Source organism: Pseudomonas sp. Root329, assembly GCF_001424925.1.
Lineage (GTDB): Bacteria > Pseudomonadota > Gammaproteobacteria > Pseudomonadales > Pseudomonadaceae > Aquipseudomonas > Aquipseudomonas arabinosi.
On record NZ_LMCV01000002.1, the window covers coordinates 167,299 to 181,649 of the forward strand.

12 protein-coding genes are annotated in these 14,351 nt (G+C 59.3%); 8 read left to right on the forward strand and 4 right to left on the reverse strand.

The features are described from left to right. Positions 1 to 51 precede the first annotated feature (51 nt). Positions 52 to 948 (forward strand): NAD(P)-dependent oxidoreductase, encoded by an 897-nt coding sequence (locus ASC74_RS03765; protein WP_056739315.1) that lies wholly within the window; start codon positions 52 to 54, stop codon positions 946 to 948. On the opposite strand, the gene ASC74_RS03770 is transcribed toward ASC74_RS03765, so the two are convergent. Beyond that, the gene (locus ASC74_RS03770) at positions 839 to 3,121 is read right to left on the reverse strand and encodes a putative bifunctional diguanylate cyclase/phosphodiesterase (protein WP_082555755.1); all 2,283 of its coding nucleotides are present in this window, start codon (positions 3,119 to 3,121) and stop codon (positions 839 to 841) included. The genes ASC74_RS03765 and ASC74_RS03770 overlap by 110 nt on opposite strands. Positions 3,122 to 3,409: 288 nt before the next feature. On the opposite strand from ASC74_RS03770, the gene ASC74_RS03775 reads away from it, so the two are divergent. Next, the gene (locus ASC74_RS03775) at positions 3,410 to 4,759 is read left to right on the forward strand and encodes a spinster family MFS transporter (RefSeq protein ID WP_056739319.1); all 1,350 of its coding nucleotides are present in this window, start codon (positions 3,410 to 3,412) and stop codon (positions 4,757 to 4,759) included. Positions 4,760 to 4,922: 163 nt separating this feature from the next. Here the strand turns inward: ASC74_RS03775 and rapA are convergent, their stop codons facing one another. Next, positions 4,923 to 7,769, reverse strand: a complete 2,847-nt coding sequence (gene rapA / locus ASC74_RS03780) for an RNA polymerase-associated protein RapA (RefSeq protein WP_046046215.1) — start codon at positions 7,767 to 7,769, stop codon at positions 4,923 to 4,925. Positions 7,770 to 7,987: 218 nt separating this feature from the next. Between rapA and ASC74_RS03785 the strand changes: the two genes are divergently transcribed. From ASC74_RS03785 to ccoM, 3 genes are all read left to right on the forward strand, one after another. Next, positions 7,988 to 8,329 carry a hypothetical protein gene (locus ASC74_RS03785; RefSeq protein WP_056739321.1) on the forward strand — a complete coding sequence of 114 codons (342 nt, stop codon included), beginning with the start codon at positions 7,988 to 7,990 and terminating at the stop codon, positions 8,327 to 8,329. Between the two features lie 100 nt (positions 8,330 to 8,429). Further along, a complete protein-coding gene (locus tag ASC74_RS31800) occupies positions 8,430 to 8,591 on the forward strand; it encodes a hypothetical protein (protein WP_095128014.1) in 162 nt (53 codons plus the stop codon). A gap of 144 nt (positions 8,592 to 8,735) precedes the next feature. Continuing rightward, positions 8,736 to 8,849, forward strand: coding sequence for a cytochrome c oxidase subunit CcoM (gene ccoM, locus ASC74_RS32440; protein ID WP_010462558.1), 114 nt, complete (start codon positions 8,736 to 8,738; stop codon positions 8,847 to 8,849). 271 nt (positions 8,850 to 9,120) lie between these two features. Here ccoM and ASC74_RS03795 read toward each other — a convergent pair whose 3' ends face one another. Further along, entirely contained in the window at positions 9,121 to 10,596 is a 1,476-nt protein-coding gene (locus ASC74_RS03795; RefSeq protein WP_056739323.1) for an inorganic phosphate transporter, read from the reverse strand. A 375-nt stretch (positions 10,597 to 10,971) separates the two neighbouring features. Then, positions 10,972 to 11,172, reverse strand: a complete 201-nt coding sequence (locus tag ASC74_RS03800) for a hypothetical protein (RefSeq protein WP_007935837.1) — start codon at positions 11,170 to 11,172, stop codon at positions 10,972 to 10,974. Between the two features lie 74 nt (positions 11,173 to 11,246). Between ASC74_RS03800 and ASC74_RS31545 the strand changes: the two genes are divergently transcribed. The 3 genes from ASC74_RS31545 to ASC74_RS03810 all read left to right on the forward strand — a co-directional run bounded on the left by ASC74_RS31545 (position 11,247) and on the right by ASC74_RS03810 (position 14,331). Next, positions 11,247 to 11,393 (forward strand): hypothetical protein, encoded by a 147-nt coding sequence (locus tag ASC74_RS31545; protein WP_156400788.1) that lies wholly within the window; start codon positions 11,247 to 11,249, stop codon positions 11,391 to 11,393. A gap of 459 nt (positions 11,394 to 11,852) precedes the next feature. Continuing rightward, positions 11,853 to 12,695, forward strand: coding sequence for a pca regulon transcriptional regulator PcaR (gene pcaR / locus ASC74_RS03805; RefSeq protein ID WP_008147316.1), 843 nt, complete (start codon positions 11,853 to 11,855; stop codon positions 12,693 to 12,695). Positions 12,696 to 12,984: 289 nt separating this feature from the next. Further along, a complete protein-coding gene (locus tag ASC74_RS03810) occupies positions 12,985 to 14,331 on the forward strand; it encodes an MFS transporter (protein ID WP_046046211.1) in 1,347 nt (448 codons plus the stop codon). The last annotated feature ends 20 nt before the right edge of the window (positions 14,332 to 14,351 follow it).

A 14,351-nucleotide genomic window follows, 5' to 3' on the forward strand; every position in this document is an offset into this window, starting at 1 on the left:
GTCATGATGAATCGGCCAATATTCGCCAATCTTTAATCAAAAGGAGGCCAGATGATGGCATCGTTACCTTCGCTCGGGTTTGCCGGGGTCGGCCTGATGGGCTTGCCAATGTGCCGGCGCTTGCTGGCAGCGGGTTATCCGCTGACGGTGTGGAACCGCAATCCAGCCAAGTGCGCGCCGCTGGTCGAGGCCGGCGCACGACAAGTCCCCACGCCGGCTGAGCTGTGCCGGCACGCTGACGTGGTGATGTTGTGTCTGGCGGACACGTCGGTGGTTCGTGAGGTGGTGTTTGGCGCGACAGGGATTGCGCAAGGTGCGAAAAGCGGTCAATTGCTGGTGGATTTTTCCAGCCTGGAACCTACCGCGACGCGGGAAATGGCGACAGCGCTGGTCAGCCAAACCGGCATGAGCTGGCTGGATGCACCAGTGTCCGGCGGAGTGGTCGGCGCCGAGGCTGGCAGCCTGGCGATCATGGTGGGCGGTGAAACGGCGGACCTTGAGCGCGTCAGGCCTGTGCTGTTGAGCCTCGGCCAGCGCGTGACCCACATGGGCGCTGTCGGAGCGGGGCAGGTGACCAAGGCTTGTAATCAGATGATCGTCGCCTGCAATGCGCTGGTGATCGCCGAAGTGGTGGCATTGGCCGAACGTTCCGGGGTGCAGGCCAGTCTGATCGCCGAGGCTCTGGCCGGTGGTTTCGCCGATTCAAAGCCATTGCAGATCCTTGCTCCGCAAATGGCCGAAAGCCGTTTCGAACCGGTGAAATGGCATGTGCGCACGCTGCTCAAGGACCTCGATACCGCGGTGAAGTTTTCCCGTGAGCAAGGCTCGGCCACGCCGATCAGTGGACTGGCCGCACAATTGATGCGACTGCATGGGAGCCAGGGATTCCTGGAAAAAGATCCGTCGACGCTAGTGCAGTTGTACCGCGAGCCAGACTCAAAGGGCTGACAGTGTGCAGGTGCTTGCGCTGGTTGATTTCGCTCAGCACCGGACGCAACTGCGCCAGCGGGATTGGACGACTGAGCAGGTAGCCCTGCACGAAGTCGCAGCCGTTACGCTCCAGAAACTCGTATTGCTCAACGGTTTCGACGCCTTCGGTCACCACCTGCAAATGCAGCGTGTGGGCCATGACGATGATCGCTTGAACGATTTCCATGTCCTGGGTGGCCTTGGGAATGTCCTGGATGAACGAGCGGTCGATCTTCAGCGTGTTGAGTGGCAGTCGTTTGAGATAGGCCAGTGATGAGTAACCGGTGCCGAAGTCATCAATCGACAGCGACACACCGAGGGCACGAATCTGGCGCAGCAACACCAGCGTATCGGCGATGTTGCCCATCAGCGCATTTTCCGTCACTTCCAGTTCCAGCCGCTGCGGCGCCACTCCGGCGACCCGTAGCGCGTGTTCGATTTCATCGGCCAATTCTTCGCGCGCCAGGTTCAGGGGCGAGCAGTTCACGGCGATGTGGAGTTCTTCGCAACCCTGACGCGACAACTCGCCCAGATCCTCACAGGCTTTGCGCAGGACCCAGTTGTCCAGTTCGGCAATCAGGCCGTTGGCCTCGGCGATGGCAATGAACCGGTCCGGTGCCAGCAGTCCGTGAACCGGATGTTGCCAGCGGACCAGCGCTTCAAGTTTGCTGACCTGAGCGGTTTTCAGATCATAGATCGGTTGGTAATAGAGCATCAGTCCGGTGTTTTCGCGCAGGGCGTGGCGCAGCTCTTCTTCCAGTTGCAGTTCCAGCGTCGCGCGGGTTTTCAGGTTTTCGCTGAAAAAATTCAGGCCATTGCGCCCGCTGTCCTTGGACTGATACAGCGCCAGGTCAGCGTTTTTCAGCAACTCTTCACAGGTCTTGCCATCTTCCGGAAACACGCTGATGCCGATACTGGTGGTCATGACCATGCGCCGCCCGGACAGCTCGATGGGCTCCTTCATTTTCGCCATGATGCGCTGGGCCATGTGCCGCGCTTCATCACGATCATGCAGGCTGATGAGGATGCAAAACTCGTCGCCTCCGAAGCGCGCAACCACATCTTCGTGGCTGCGCACCGAGCATTTTATGTGGCTGGCCAGGACTTTGAGCAATTCGTCGCCGGCATCATGGCCGAGGCTGTCGTTGATCCGCTTGAAATGGTCGATGTCCAGGAACAGCACCGCCAGCATGCCGCCTTCGTTGGTTTTCTCCATGAGCTTCTCGGCGAAGATCTGGTTGAAGCCACGGCGGTTGATCAGGTTGGTCAGGGGGTCGTAGTGCGCCACCTGTTGTAACGACATCCTCGCCTGGTCCAGTTGACTGAGCAGGGCGTTGACCCGCTGCAGGTCGCGCTCTTTGTTTTGCAGCTTCTTGTCCGCCAGCGCCGCGCTGATGCTGCTGCCGATGATCAGCAGCGTCATGACCGCCACCGTCAGACCCAGTTGCAGATGATTGTTTACGCCGGGCAGCGGCTGGAGGCTGTCGGCGGGCAGCACCAGATTGAAGGCAGCCATGCCGGTGAAGTGCATGCAGATGATGCCTGCCCCGAGCACCAGACTGGCGCTGTATTTGAGCAGTTGATGGAACAGGCCGGTGCCGTCGCGCAGATGACTTGATATCAGCAGGGCTGCAAGGCTGGCACCGATGGCGATCACAACGGAGAGGGCGAATAGCGTGGGTTGGTAATACGCCACCGCACTCGAACGCATGGCGCTCATGCCCACGTAATGCATGGTGGCGATGCCCAGGCCGATGCAGATCGAAGCCTGGAGATATTGCCAAAAACTCAGGCGGGGATGACTGAGCGTATGCATGGCCAGCCACGAGGCGAGCAGGGCGATCAACAGAGAAAGGAGAGTGATGGGTAATTCATATTGAATGTCGATCGGCGCCTGAAACGCCAGCATGCCAATGAAGTGCATGGCCCAGATCCCGCCCGCCAGGCAACTGGCGCCGACCCAGCGCCAGAGCCGCTGCGAGGCGGGTTTTTCCACGTGACCGACCCGTTCGGCCATGTCCAATGTGGCAAAGCTGCCGACACAGGCGACCAAATACGCCAGCAGTACCAGAAAAGGGTCATGTGTGCAGTTGAGTATTACCTGGCCGTTCGCCGTCAGCTCGGTAATGAAATGCAAGCCAAGCCACTCCATAGCATGCCCCATTGTCATCCTGGCTGACGCCATGAACGCTGGCGAATGCTTTGGAGTATAGAAGGCATGTTTAGAGTGCAAACGATAGTGGCAAATTGGCCCTAACCATTTTGGAATGAGCGTTAGAGCATTTGGAAATAACTGTTGTATCAGCTGCGACATCTTCCATGGGCGGATATCAGCTTTACAAATAATGACAGACAGCTCTGGCGGGCCTGACTAGATTGCAGGCTCCGGGCTCGGATGCGCTGGCAGTGAAGCCCCAATAACAATAAAAGAGACGGACCCATGCAGAACTCGACCCAAGCGGCGAATGCCTGGCGCATTCTGTTCCTGCTGTTCCTGGCCAATCTGTTCAACTTCTTCGACCGCACCATTCCAGCCATCATCATCGAACCGATCCGCATGGAATGGCACCTCAGCGACTTTCAGCTGGGGATCATCGGTACCGCATTCACCCTCGTTTATGCCATTGCCGGCCTGCCTCTGGGGCGGATGGCCGATACCGGTTCGCGCAGTAAATTGATGGGCTGGGGCCTGGCGGCGTGGAGCGGGCTGACAGCAATCAACGGACTGGTGGGGAGTTTCTGGGCTTTCCTGATCGTGCGCATGGGCATCGGCATCGGTGAAGCCAGTTACGCACCGGCCGCCAACTCGCTGATCGGCGACCTGTTCCCGGCCCACCGCCGGGCACGGGCGATGGGCATTTTCATGCTCGGCTTGCCGTTGGGGCTGCTGCTGGCGTTTTTCACCATCGGCGCCATGGTCAAGGCCTTCGACAGCTGGCGCGCGCCGTTCTTTATCGCGGCAGTGCCGGGGCTGATCCTGGCGATCTTCATGTTCTTCATCAAAGAACCGAAACGCGGCGCCGCAGAGAGTGTGCAGGTTTCTCAGGAACGCGTAGACCGGCCGATCCGTCGGGTGCTGGCGGTGCCGACTTTCCTGTGGCTGGTGATGGCGGGGCTGTGCTTCAACTTCGCCACGTATGCCTGCAACTCGTTTCTGGTACCGATGCTGCAACGCTATTTCCTGATGCCGTTGCAGGAAGCGGCGGTGGCGACCGGGGTGATCGTCGGCGTGACCGGGTTGTTCGGCCTGACGCTGGGCGGTTGGGTGGCGGACAAGATTCACCAGCGGGTGGCCAATGGGCGACTGCTGTTTGCCGCGTTCAGCTTGATCATCTCGACGGTGTGTACGGCTTGGGCGCTGCATTCCGGGCGGATCGAGATCGGGGTATTTGTGGCGGTGTTCAGTGTGGGCTGGTTGTTTGCCTACAACTTCTACACCTGCGTTTACACCGCCATTCAGGACGTGGTCGAGCCGCGCTTGCGGGCTACGGCCATGGCGCTGTTCTTTGCCGGGTTGTATTTGCTGGGTGGTGGTTTGGGGCCGGTGGTGGTGGGCGCATTGTCCGACCACTTTGCGCATACGGCGATGCTCTCGGCCGGTGCTGAACAGATGACGGAGGCGTTCAAGGCTGTCGGCTTGCATGACGCGATGTATTTGATCCCGGTGGCGCTGTTTTTCACCATGGTGTTTCTGTTTTTGGCGTCGCGGTGTTTTGTGCGTGATGCCAAGCGGATGAAAGAAGGGTTGGTGGCTGTGGTTGAGCCTGTGGGTTCTGCGGCGACTGCTTAACCGCTTTCGCGAGCAGGCTCGCTCCCACATTTGGAATGCATTCCCCTGTGGGAGCGGGCTTGCTCGCGAAGAGGCCATCGGCAACAACGCAATAATCAAGTGGATAAAAAAAGGCCCGCATCGCTGCGGGCCTTTTTGTTTTAGCGGGGCAGAGCAGGGGGAGTTAACCCGCCACCAGCACCCGAATCGCTTCCAGTCGCAGCGCAGCCTTGTCGAGCATGGCCAGGCCTTGCTCGCGTTGCTTGCGCAGGGCAACCAGTTCGCTGTCACGCACGGTCGGGTTGACCGCTTGCAACGCGGTCAGGCGCGCCAGTTCTTCGTCGGTGTCGGCGGCCAGACGACGCTGCGCCTCAGCCACGCGCTCGGCGTGACGCGGGAAGATTTTCTCTTCGCCGGCGTTGATCCGTGGCGTCAGCTGATCGCGCTGGGCCTGGATGAACTTGTTGGCGCTGGCACGCGGCACGCTTTCCAGCTGATCGTTAAGGGTTTCGAACGAGACCCGGGCCGACAGGTCATTACCGTTGGCATCGAGCAGGCAGCGCAGGGCGGCCGGTGGCAGGTAACGGCCCAGTTGCAGCGAGCGCGGAGCAACCACTTCGCTGACGTAGAGCAGTTCCAGCAACACGGTGCCAGGTTTCAGCGCCTTGTTCTTGATCAGCGCCACGGCGGTGTTGCCCATGGAGCCGGACAGGACCAGGTCCATGCCGCCCTGAACCATCGGGTGTTCCCAGGTAATGAACTGCATGTCTTCGCGAGACAGCGCCTGGTTGCGGTCGTACGTGATGGTCACGCCTTCGTCGTCGCCCAGCGGGAAACTGGCGTCGAGCATTTTTTCGCTCGGTTTGAGGATCAGCGCGTTTTCCGAATGGTCTTCGCTGTCGATGCCGAACGCGTCGAACAGGGTTTCCATGTAGATCGGCAGGGCGAACTGATCGTCTTGCTCAAGGATGTCCTCGACCAGCGCATCACCTTCGCCAGCACCGCCGGAGTTGAGCTCCAGCAAACGGTCGCGGCCGGTGTGCAGCTCGGCTTCCATGCGCTCGCGCTCGGCGCGGGCTTCGTCGATCAGCGCTTGCCACTCGCCGTCATCGGCGTTTTCCAGCAGTGGCAGCAGGCGCGGGCCGAACTGATGCTGCAAGGCGTTACCGGTCGGGCAGGTGTTGAGGAACGCATTCAGCGCTTCGTGGTACCACTGGAACAGGCGCTGTTGCGGGCTGGTTTCCAGGTACGGCACGTGCAGTTCGATGATGTGCTTCTGGCCGATCCGGTCCAGACGGCCGATACGCTGCTCCAGCAGGTCCGGGTGCGACGGCAGATCGAACAGCACCAAGTGGTGCGAGAACTGGAAGTTACGACCTTCACTGCCGATTTCCGAGCAGATCAGCACTTGCGCGCCAAATTCTTCGTCGGCGAAGTAGGCTGCGGCGCGGTCACGCTCGAGGATGTTCATGCCTTCGTGGAAGACCGTGGCCGGGATGCCGGAACGCACGCGCAGGGCGTCTTCCAGGTCCATGGCGGTTTCGGCGTGGGCGCAGATCACCAGCACTTTGGTGCGCTTGAGCATCTTCAGCGTGTCGATCAGCCACTCGACCCGCGGATCGAATTTCCACCAGCGTTCTTCTTCGTTGGCGTCTGGTTGCGCCTGGAAGCTGACTTCCGGGTACAGCTCGGCGTGATCGCCCAACGGCAGTTCGAGGTATTCGTCGGGGCATGGCAGCGGGTACGGATGCAGCTTGCGCTCCGGGAAACCCTGCACGGCGGCGCGGGTGTTGCGAAACAGCACGCGGCCGGTACCGTGGCGGTCCAGCAGTTCGCGGACCAGACGGGCGCTGGCTTCGGTGTCGCCATCGTTGACCGCAGTCAGCAAGGCTTCGCCTTCGTTGCCGAGGAAACCGTGGATGGTCTTGTGCGCTTCAGGCGACAGACGCCCCTTGTCCAGCAACTCCTGAACGGCTTCGGCCACCGGGCGATAGTTTTCGCTCTCGGCGCGGAAGGCGTGCAGGTCATGGAAACGGTTCGGATCGAGCAGGCGCAGACGCGCAAAGTGGCTGTCCTGACCCAGTTGTTCCGGGGTTGCGGTCAGCAGCAGGACGCCGGGAATGACTTCGGCCAATTGCTCGACCAACGAGTATTCCGGGCTGGCCTTGTCTTCGTGCCACACCAGGTGGTGCGCTTCGTCGACGACCATCAGGTCCCAACCGGCGGCGAACAGCGCGTCCTGGGCCTTCTCGTCTTCCACCAGCCACTCGAGTGCAACCAGCGCGAGCTGGGTGTCTTCGAACGGGTTGGCGGCATCGCTTTCGATGAAGCGTTCTTCGTCGAACAGCGCGACTTGCAGGTTGAAGCGGCGGCGCATCTCCACCAGCCACTGGTGCTGCAGGTTCTCCGGAACCAGGATCAGCACGCGGTTGGCGCGGCCCGAGAGCAGTTGGCGATGGATCACCAGACCGGCTTCGATGGTTTTGCCCAGGCCCACTTCGTCCGCCAGCAGAACCCGCGGCGCAATGCGGTCAGCGACTTCACGGGCGATGTGCAGCTGGTGCGCGATCGGTTGCGCACGCACGCCACCGAGGCCCCAAAGCGCAGACTGCAACTGGCGACTGGTGTGTTCCAGGGTGTTGTAGCGCAGGGAGAACCAGGCCAGCGGGTCGATCTGCCCGGCGAACAAACGATCGCTGGCCAGACGGAACTGAATGAAGTTCGACAGTTGGGTTTCCGGCAGGGTAACCACTTCGTTATGCCCGTTGAGGCCGTGGTAAACCAGCAGGCCGTCGACGTCGTCGACTTCTTGTACGGTCAGTTTCCAGCCTTCGAAGTGAGTGATCGAGTCACCCGGCGAAAACCGCACGCGGGTAAGGGGCGCATTCCGTAGCGCGTACTGGCGAGTCTCGCCAGTGGCCGGGTAGAGCACGGTCAACAAGCGGCCGTCCTGTGCCAGAACGGTGCCTAAACCCAGCTCGGCTTCGCTGTCACTGATCCAGCGTTGCCCCGGTTGATACTGCTGCGCCATGCTGCCTGACTCCCACCTTGAAAAAGCGGGCTATCTTAACGGAATGAGGGCTTCAGGGCCAAAGGACTCTCATAAAAACCCGAAGTCTTACGTTAGTCCAACGATGCAGCGCTTGCAGGTCGGGGCACCTATTCGTGCCAAACGGGTCACAGTTTGCGACCGATGGCTCAAGTCGCCATCCCCTCAGCCGACAGCCTGCTGACAGGAGACTAATAATTATGCTTCTACCGATGCTCCCCTTGAGTGCCGTGCCAATCACCTCACAGCAGGATCCGATTCGCCAGCGGCCGGATATTCCCCCCGTGGTGCCGGTGCAGGAAAGCTCCAACGAAAGCACCATCGACCTGCAACAGCGCGATCCGGAAGAGGCGGGGTTTCAGCTGCGCGAGGAACAGCGTCGCAAGCAGGAACAGCAAAGGCGCCGCCGCGAAGCCGATGAAGATCCTGAAGAACACCTGGCGATTCCCGGTGACGAGCTCAACGCCGACAATACTGTGCCAGTGGCGCCTTTAATGGAAGATCAGCCGCGGCAAGGGTTGTGGGTCGATATCCAGATTTGAGGTCACGGCTGGTCAGCGCTGCCGTCAGACCGCATTATTGGCATATCCTTGCCTGCAAACGCGGCAACTGAACTTCATTCCAGGCGATGCACTGAGCACCATGAGCCAAGACGACAAGCTGATCGACCTCAACGCCGAACGCGCCAAGCGGGTTCATGACCTTAATGAAAAGCGCTTGAACGAAGTGCGCCAGGCGTTCGAGCACGCCATGCCGTTGGGTAAAGCGAAGAAGAAGCCGAAGAACAAACCGAAAAAGCGTTGAAACACCCTGCATCGCTTGATGCAGGTCAGTTATTTCCCCTCCTTTACGCCCAGTCTCGGGCGACATTGATCCCGGTCAATTTCTTCTCCTGCCTGATTGGTTAACTTAGCCCCATCGCAACAAGGCAAGTGCAGGAGGCCAGTCATGTTTTTCGACAACGTGGTGATCGCCGGAGTGCTGACAGTCGGCCTCATGGTTCTGTTTTTTGCAGGGTTTGGATTTTTTATCTGGAAGGATTCGCATAAGCGCAAACCGTAGGTCTTTCTGGAAGCAATGAGCACGCAAGGCATTTTGGGCAACTTCGGTTGCCCTTTTTTTTGCCTGCAGTTTCCTATTGAAGTACGCATCTGATCGTTCCCACGCTCTGCGTGGGAATGCAGCCCGGGACGCTCCGCGTCCCTTTCGAAAGCTGGAACGCGGAGCGTCCCTTGAGGCATTCCCACGCAGAGCGTGGGAACGATCTACTTTCCAGCAGGCATGAAAAAGGCGCGGCTCTTACGAGGCGCGCCTTTTTCGTTGCAGCGATGTATCAGCTGCCCAATGCCTTCGACGCCAGCCAGAACAGACCGGCCGACAGGGCCACTGTGGCTGGCAGGGTCAGGACCCAGGCCAGCAGGATGGTTCTGACGGTGCCACCCTGAAGGCCGCTTTTATTGGCGACCATGGTGCCGGCCACGCCCGAGGACAGGACGTGGGTGGTGGAAACCGGCAGGCTGAAGATGTTGGCCAGGCCGATCATGCACGCGGTGGTGATCTGTGCAGACATGCCTTGAGCGTAGGTCATGCCTTGCTTGCCGATCTTCTCGCCGATGGTCAGAACCACGCGTTTCCAGCCGACCATGGTACCCAGGCCGAGGGCCAGGGCGACCGCCAGAATCACCCAGAACGGGGCGTATTCGGTGGTGGTGGTCAGGTCTTTGCGCAGCTTGTCCAGGTCAGCCTTTTCACGGGCAGCGAGACCAGGAAGCTTGCTGACTTTCTTCGCCGTGTCGTCCAGGCAGAGCAGGTAGCGACGCACTTCGATGCGGCTTTCCGACGGCAGCGAGTGGTAGTCCGCTACACCTTTAAGGGTGCCGAGCAGCGCGGTGATGGTCGGTTCGGTCTGTTGCGGATTGCAACGGAATTTCTCCGGCAGGTCGCCTTCCACGCTTTTGCCCAAGGCCAGGAATTCACCCAGCGTATCGGCATTGCGCTTGTAGAACTGGCTCAGGTGCAGGGTTGCGTCGCGAGTCCGTTCGATCTGGTAGGTTGTGCTGCCCAGGTCGAGTACGAACTGCGCCGGCACGATACCGATCAACACCAGCATGATCAGGCCGATACCTTTCTGGCCATCGTTGGAACCATGCACGAAGCTCACGGCCATGGCCGAGATCACCAATACCAGACGGTTCCAGAACGGCGGGTGCTTCTTGTCATCGAGCTTGCGGCGCTGGTCCGGCGTCTTGTGCATCTTCGACAGTGGGCGCCACCATTTCAGTCCGATCAGCACCAGAGCGGCAACGATGAAACCGGCCATTGGCGAGAACACCAGGGACGCACCGATATCGATCGCTTTCTGCCAGTTCACACCATCAGCCAACGGAATATCGTTGATCAAGGCGTTGGCAAGGCCGACACCGAGGATCGACCCGATCAGCGTATGGGAGCTGGAAGCCGGGATACCGAAGTACCAGGTGCCCAGGTTCCAGGTGATGGCGGCGGCGAGCAACGAGAACACCATGGCCAGCCCGTGACCGGTGTTCACATTGATCAGCAGTTCTACCGGCAGCAGGTGGACGATGGCATACGCCACGCCGACACCGCCCAGCAGCACGCCGAGAAAGTTGAACACACCGGAAAAGAACACTGCCAGATGAGGCGGCATGGCTTTGGTGTAGATAACAGTGGCCACCGCGTTAGCGGTGTCATGAAAGCCGTTGATGAACTCGAAGGCGAGGACAAAGGCCAGGGCGAGCAAGAGGCTCACAAGCACCCAAGCATCTAGTCCGCTGAATAAATCGATCATGAAGGTTTTCTGACCCGGTCGTAAGGGGGCGCGATTATGCCAGAAAAGACTGCTAATCAATGCACTTGCTGCTCATCGGTAACATTCTTCAACGAATTAATTTGTGGCAGCAGCCAAAACCCCAGGTTTTTACTGGGTTTTGCAAGTCATTGAATTTCTTTGAAAAGGCCGCAGCCACAAGGCGTCCTCTCGTCGGAGCAGGAGGTTTGAACGCTTGTGTGAAATATCTGAAAAGAGGGCCAGACATGAGCCATTTGCCTCATCCGATGGGTGAGGTGGCCGCTGCCCGCTGGTAGCGGGCGCGAAAGGCATCATCGATACATCCCGTTTTTAACGGATGCAGACGCAGACCCTTGAAAGGATTCAGGCCGAGGCTTATGGCTCTTCGGCTTTGAGTTCCTTTTCCATTTTCTGCAATTCTTGAGTGAAAGCCTGATCCTGAACGGTGGCGCGTTTACGCCAGGGTTTGCGTTCCGGTTCGGGCTGAGCGGCGTAGGTGGTGACTTCCCCGCCGTAAACTTCCTTGTAACGTTGTTCCTGGCGCTCAAGTTCCGCGCGCAGTTCGTCTTTCGTCACAGTGCTACCTGATTGAGTTGAGTTGAATTCTGGTGAAACGCGCTGCATCAAATGTATTTAACCACGCTCGCCGAATGGACAAGGCCCGCAAAGGCATCATTTTTTACGGCATTGCGATCAATTACTTCCATGTTGCAGGCGGCCACGACACCAGAGATAAACAGCTGACGCAGCATCAGATTCCTGTTTCAGCGAACGCCTTGGCGAAGCATATGAAATGAGTGTCAGGCGCTTGCTGCGGGCAACGGCGATGGAACATCGCGCTGCCGGGTGGTGGAATCGGCAATTAATAACCGGTCACCACTGTATTGCATTATAGCGGTCGATTCAAAGAACACTATCGCCAAAGAGTTAAAAGTGGGTCTTGATGTGTGATTGTTTTGTTACTCGCAACTTTATACGGCTAACTAGGTCGTTCGGCGGCACGACGTTACAGTGATGTCTTTCTGACGCCATTAAGTCGAACAAGTTAGGACAATTACATCGACCACTTCTAGTCTGCGTCAGAGCCAGTGTAAAAACAGGTGCAAGCCCGCTCAAAAATCGGCTGGTCCTGGTGGGAGTCGATTGCGATTATCGGCCGATGGTTCGATAATCGCACGGTCTTGGCTGCCCGGGGTTGTGTGAGGGACCGGCTGCCGCTTGTAATAGCCGTTGATCCGCGTGGAAAAGGACCTTATATGAACGATCAAATGCGCAATTCCTTCGCTTCAGTGGCGCCGCCGATCGTTGCCTCGCCCGCCAAGCGGATTCAGGCACTGACCGGCGACCCGGATTTCATGACCTCACTGGCCCGTGGCCTGGCCGTGGTGCAAGCGTTCCAGGAACGCAAACGTCACCTCACCATCGCCCAGATCAGTCACCGCACGGAAATTCCCCGCGCCGCTGTGCGACGTTGCCTGCACACGCTGATCAAACTCGGCTACGCCACCACCGACGGCCGCACGTATTCGCTGCTGCCTAAAGTACTGACGCTTGGCCATGCCTATGTGTCCTCGACGCCGCTGGCGGTTTCCGCCCAGCCCTACCTGGACCGCATGAGCGAGCAACTTCATGAAGCCTGCAACATGGCCACTCTGGAAGGTGATGACATCTTGTACATCGCTCGTTCGGCCACCACCCAGCGACTGATTTCCGTCGACCTGTCGGTGGGTGGACGTCTGCCAGCCTATTGCACCTCGATGGGTCGGATTCTTCTCGCGGCGCTTGACGATACGTCACTGCGCGAGTACCTCGACCATGCAGAGTTGCAAGCCAAGACCAGTCGAACCTTGCACACCCCCGAGGCGTTGCTCGAATGCCTGCAAGAGGTGCGGCAGCAAGGCTGGTGCATCGTCGATCAGGAACTGGAACAAGGTCTGCGCTCGATTGCCGTTCCGGTGTACGACGCTTCCGGTCAAGTGGTCGCGGCGCTAAACGTCAGTACCCACGCCGGTCGAGTCAGCCGCAACGAGCTGGAACAACGTTTCCTGCCTGGCCTCCTGAGCGCGAGTCGCGACCTCAGCGCGCAACTCTTCGCCTAAGCTGTTCGATAAACGCACAGAGTCGCGTTTATCGAATTGACGCTCTTTCCCTTGGATCATTAATGTCGCGGCAGCGTCATCCGGCGCTGCTGTTCTCGCTCCATTGCCGGGCGACGACCCCAATAATAATGAGAAGAGGCACCTCCCATGCGTACGTTTCCCGACTGTCGCTGTTCCCAACGGTTTCCCTGCCGGAACCGCATCGCCTGATCCCGACCCCTCTTTCTTGTGACAGCGTCAGCCTCGGCTGGCACCTGTTCGACTGCGTTCTTTGCGTGGAATAAAAATAATGAACCAGCCTCAGTCTGCTGTAGGAAACTGCCTCGACGTGCAGTCCTTCATCAATGCTCAACCCATTTCGCGCTACCAATGGCGAGTGGTGATCCTGTGTTTCCTGATTGTTTTCCTCGATGGCCTCGACACGGCGGCCATGGGTTTCATTGCGCCCGCCCTGTCTCAGGATTGGGGCATCGACCGCGCCAGTCTCGGCCCGGTGATGAGCGCGGCGTTGATCGGCATGGTCTTTGGCGCACTGGGTTCTGGCCCATTGGCTGACCGCTTCGGGCGAAAAGTCGTACTGGTAGGCGCGGTGCTGTTGTTCGGCGCGTTCAGCCTGGCTTCGGCTTACAGCACCAACGTCGATCAGCTGCTGGTGCTGCGATTCCTCACTGGCCTGGGCCTTGGCGCCGGCATGCCGAACGCCACGACGCTGCTGTCCGAATACACCCCGGAGCGCAAGAAATCCCTGCTGGTGACCAGCATGTTCTGCGGCTTCAACCTTGGCATGGCGGGCGGCGGTTTCATTTCCGCCAAACTGATTCCGGCGTTTGGCTGGCACAGTCTGCTGATGATCGGCGGGATTTTGCCGCTGATCCTCGCCGTCGTATTGCTGTTCTGGCTGCCGGAATCGGCGCGCTACCTCGTCGTCCGCAATCGCGGCACTGACAAAGTGCGCAAGACTCTGGCGCCCATCGATCCAACCGTCGTCGCTCAGGCTTCCAGCTTCAGCGTGCCAGAACAGAAAACCGTGAAGGCCCGCAACGTGTTCGCGGTGATTTTCTCCGGCACCTACAGCACCGGCACCTTGTTGCTGTGGCTGACCTACTTCATGGGGTTGGTGATCGTTTATCTGCTGACCAGTTGGCTGCCGACGCTGATGCGTGACAGTGGCGCGAGCATGGAGCAGGCGGCGTTCATTGGTGCGTTGTTCCAGTTTGGTGGGGTATTGAGCGCGGTGGGCGTGGGCTGGGCGATGGACCGGTTCAATCCGCACAAGGTTATCGGCATTTTCTATCTATTCGCCGGGGTGTTTGCCTACGCGGTAGGGCAGAGCCTGGGCAACATCACACTATTGGCGACGTTGGTGCTGGTGGCCGGGATGTGCGTCAACGGTGCGCAATCGGCGATGCCTTCATTGGCGGCGCGGTTTTATCCGACGCAGGGGCGGGCGACCGGGGTGTCGTGGATGCTCGGGATTGGCCGCTTTGGCGCGATTCTCGGCGCATGGATGGGCGCAACGCTGCTGGGCCTGGGCTGGAACTTCGAGCAGGTGCTGACAGCGCTGGTGATTCCAGCGGCATTGGCGACCACGGCGGTGGTGATCAAGGGCATGGTCAGTCATGCGGATGCGACCTGAGGGCTGGTGATGATCGTTCC

What these genes read in the sequence shown, in the direction of transcription:
- ASC74_RS03765 (WP_056739315.1), top strand. Translation starts at nt 52, where the DNA reads ATGATGGCATCGTTACCTTCGCTCGGGTTTGCCGGGGTCGGCCTGATG.
- ASC74_RS03770 (WP_082555755.1), bottom strand. Translation starts at nt 3,121, where the DNA reads ATGGAGTGGCTTGGCTTGCATTTCATTACCGAGCTGACGGCGAACGGC.
- ASC74_RS03775 (WP_056739319.1), top strand. Translation starts at nt 3,410, where the DNA reads ATGCAGAACTCGACCCAAGCGGCGAATGCCTGGCGCATTCTGTTCCTG.
- rapA (WP_046046215.1), bottom strand. Translation starts at nt 7,769, where the DNA reads ATGGCGCAGCAGTATCAACCGGGGCAACGCTGGATCAGTGACAGCGAA.
- ASC74_RS03785 (WP_056739321.1), top strand. Translation starts at nt 7,988, where the DNA reads ATGCTTCTACCGATGCTCCCCTTGAGTGCCGTGCCAATCACCTCACAG.
- ASC74_RS31800 (WP_095128014.1), top strand. Translation starts at nt 8,430, where the DNA reads ATGAGCCAAGACGACAAGCTGATCGACCTCAACGCCGAACGCGCCAAG.
- ccoM (WP_010462558.1), top strand. Translation starts at nt 8,736, where the DNA reads ATGTTTTTCGACAACGTGGTGATCGCCGGAGTGCTGACAGTCGGCCTC.
- ASC74_RS03795 (WP_056739323.1), bottom strand. Translation starts at nt 10,596, where the DNA reads ATGATCGATTTATTCAGCGGACTAGATGCTTGGGTGCTTGTGAGCCTC.
- ASC74_RS31545 (WP_156400788.1), top strand. Translation starts at nt 11,247, where the DNA reads ATGGACAAGGCCCGCAAAGGCATCATTTTTTACGGCATTGCGATCAAT.
- pcaR (WP_008147316.1), top strand. Translation starts at nt 11,853, where the DNA reads ATGAACGATCAAATGCGCAATTCCTTCGCTTCAGTGGCGCCGCCGATC.
- ASC74_RS03810 (WP_046046211.1), top strand. Translation starts at nt 12,985, where the DNA reads ATGAACCAGCCTCAGTCTGCTGTAGGAAACTGCCTCGACGTGCAGTCC.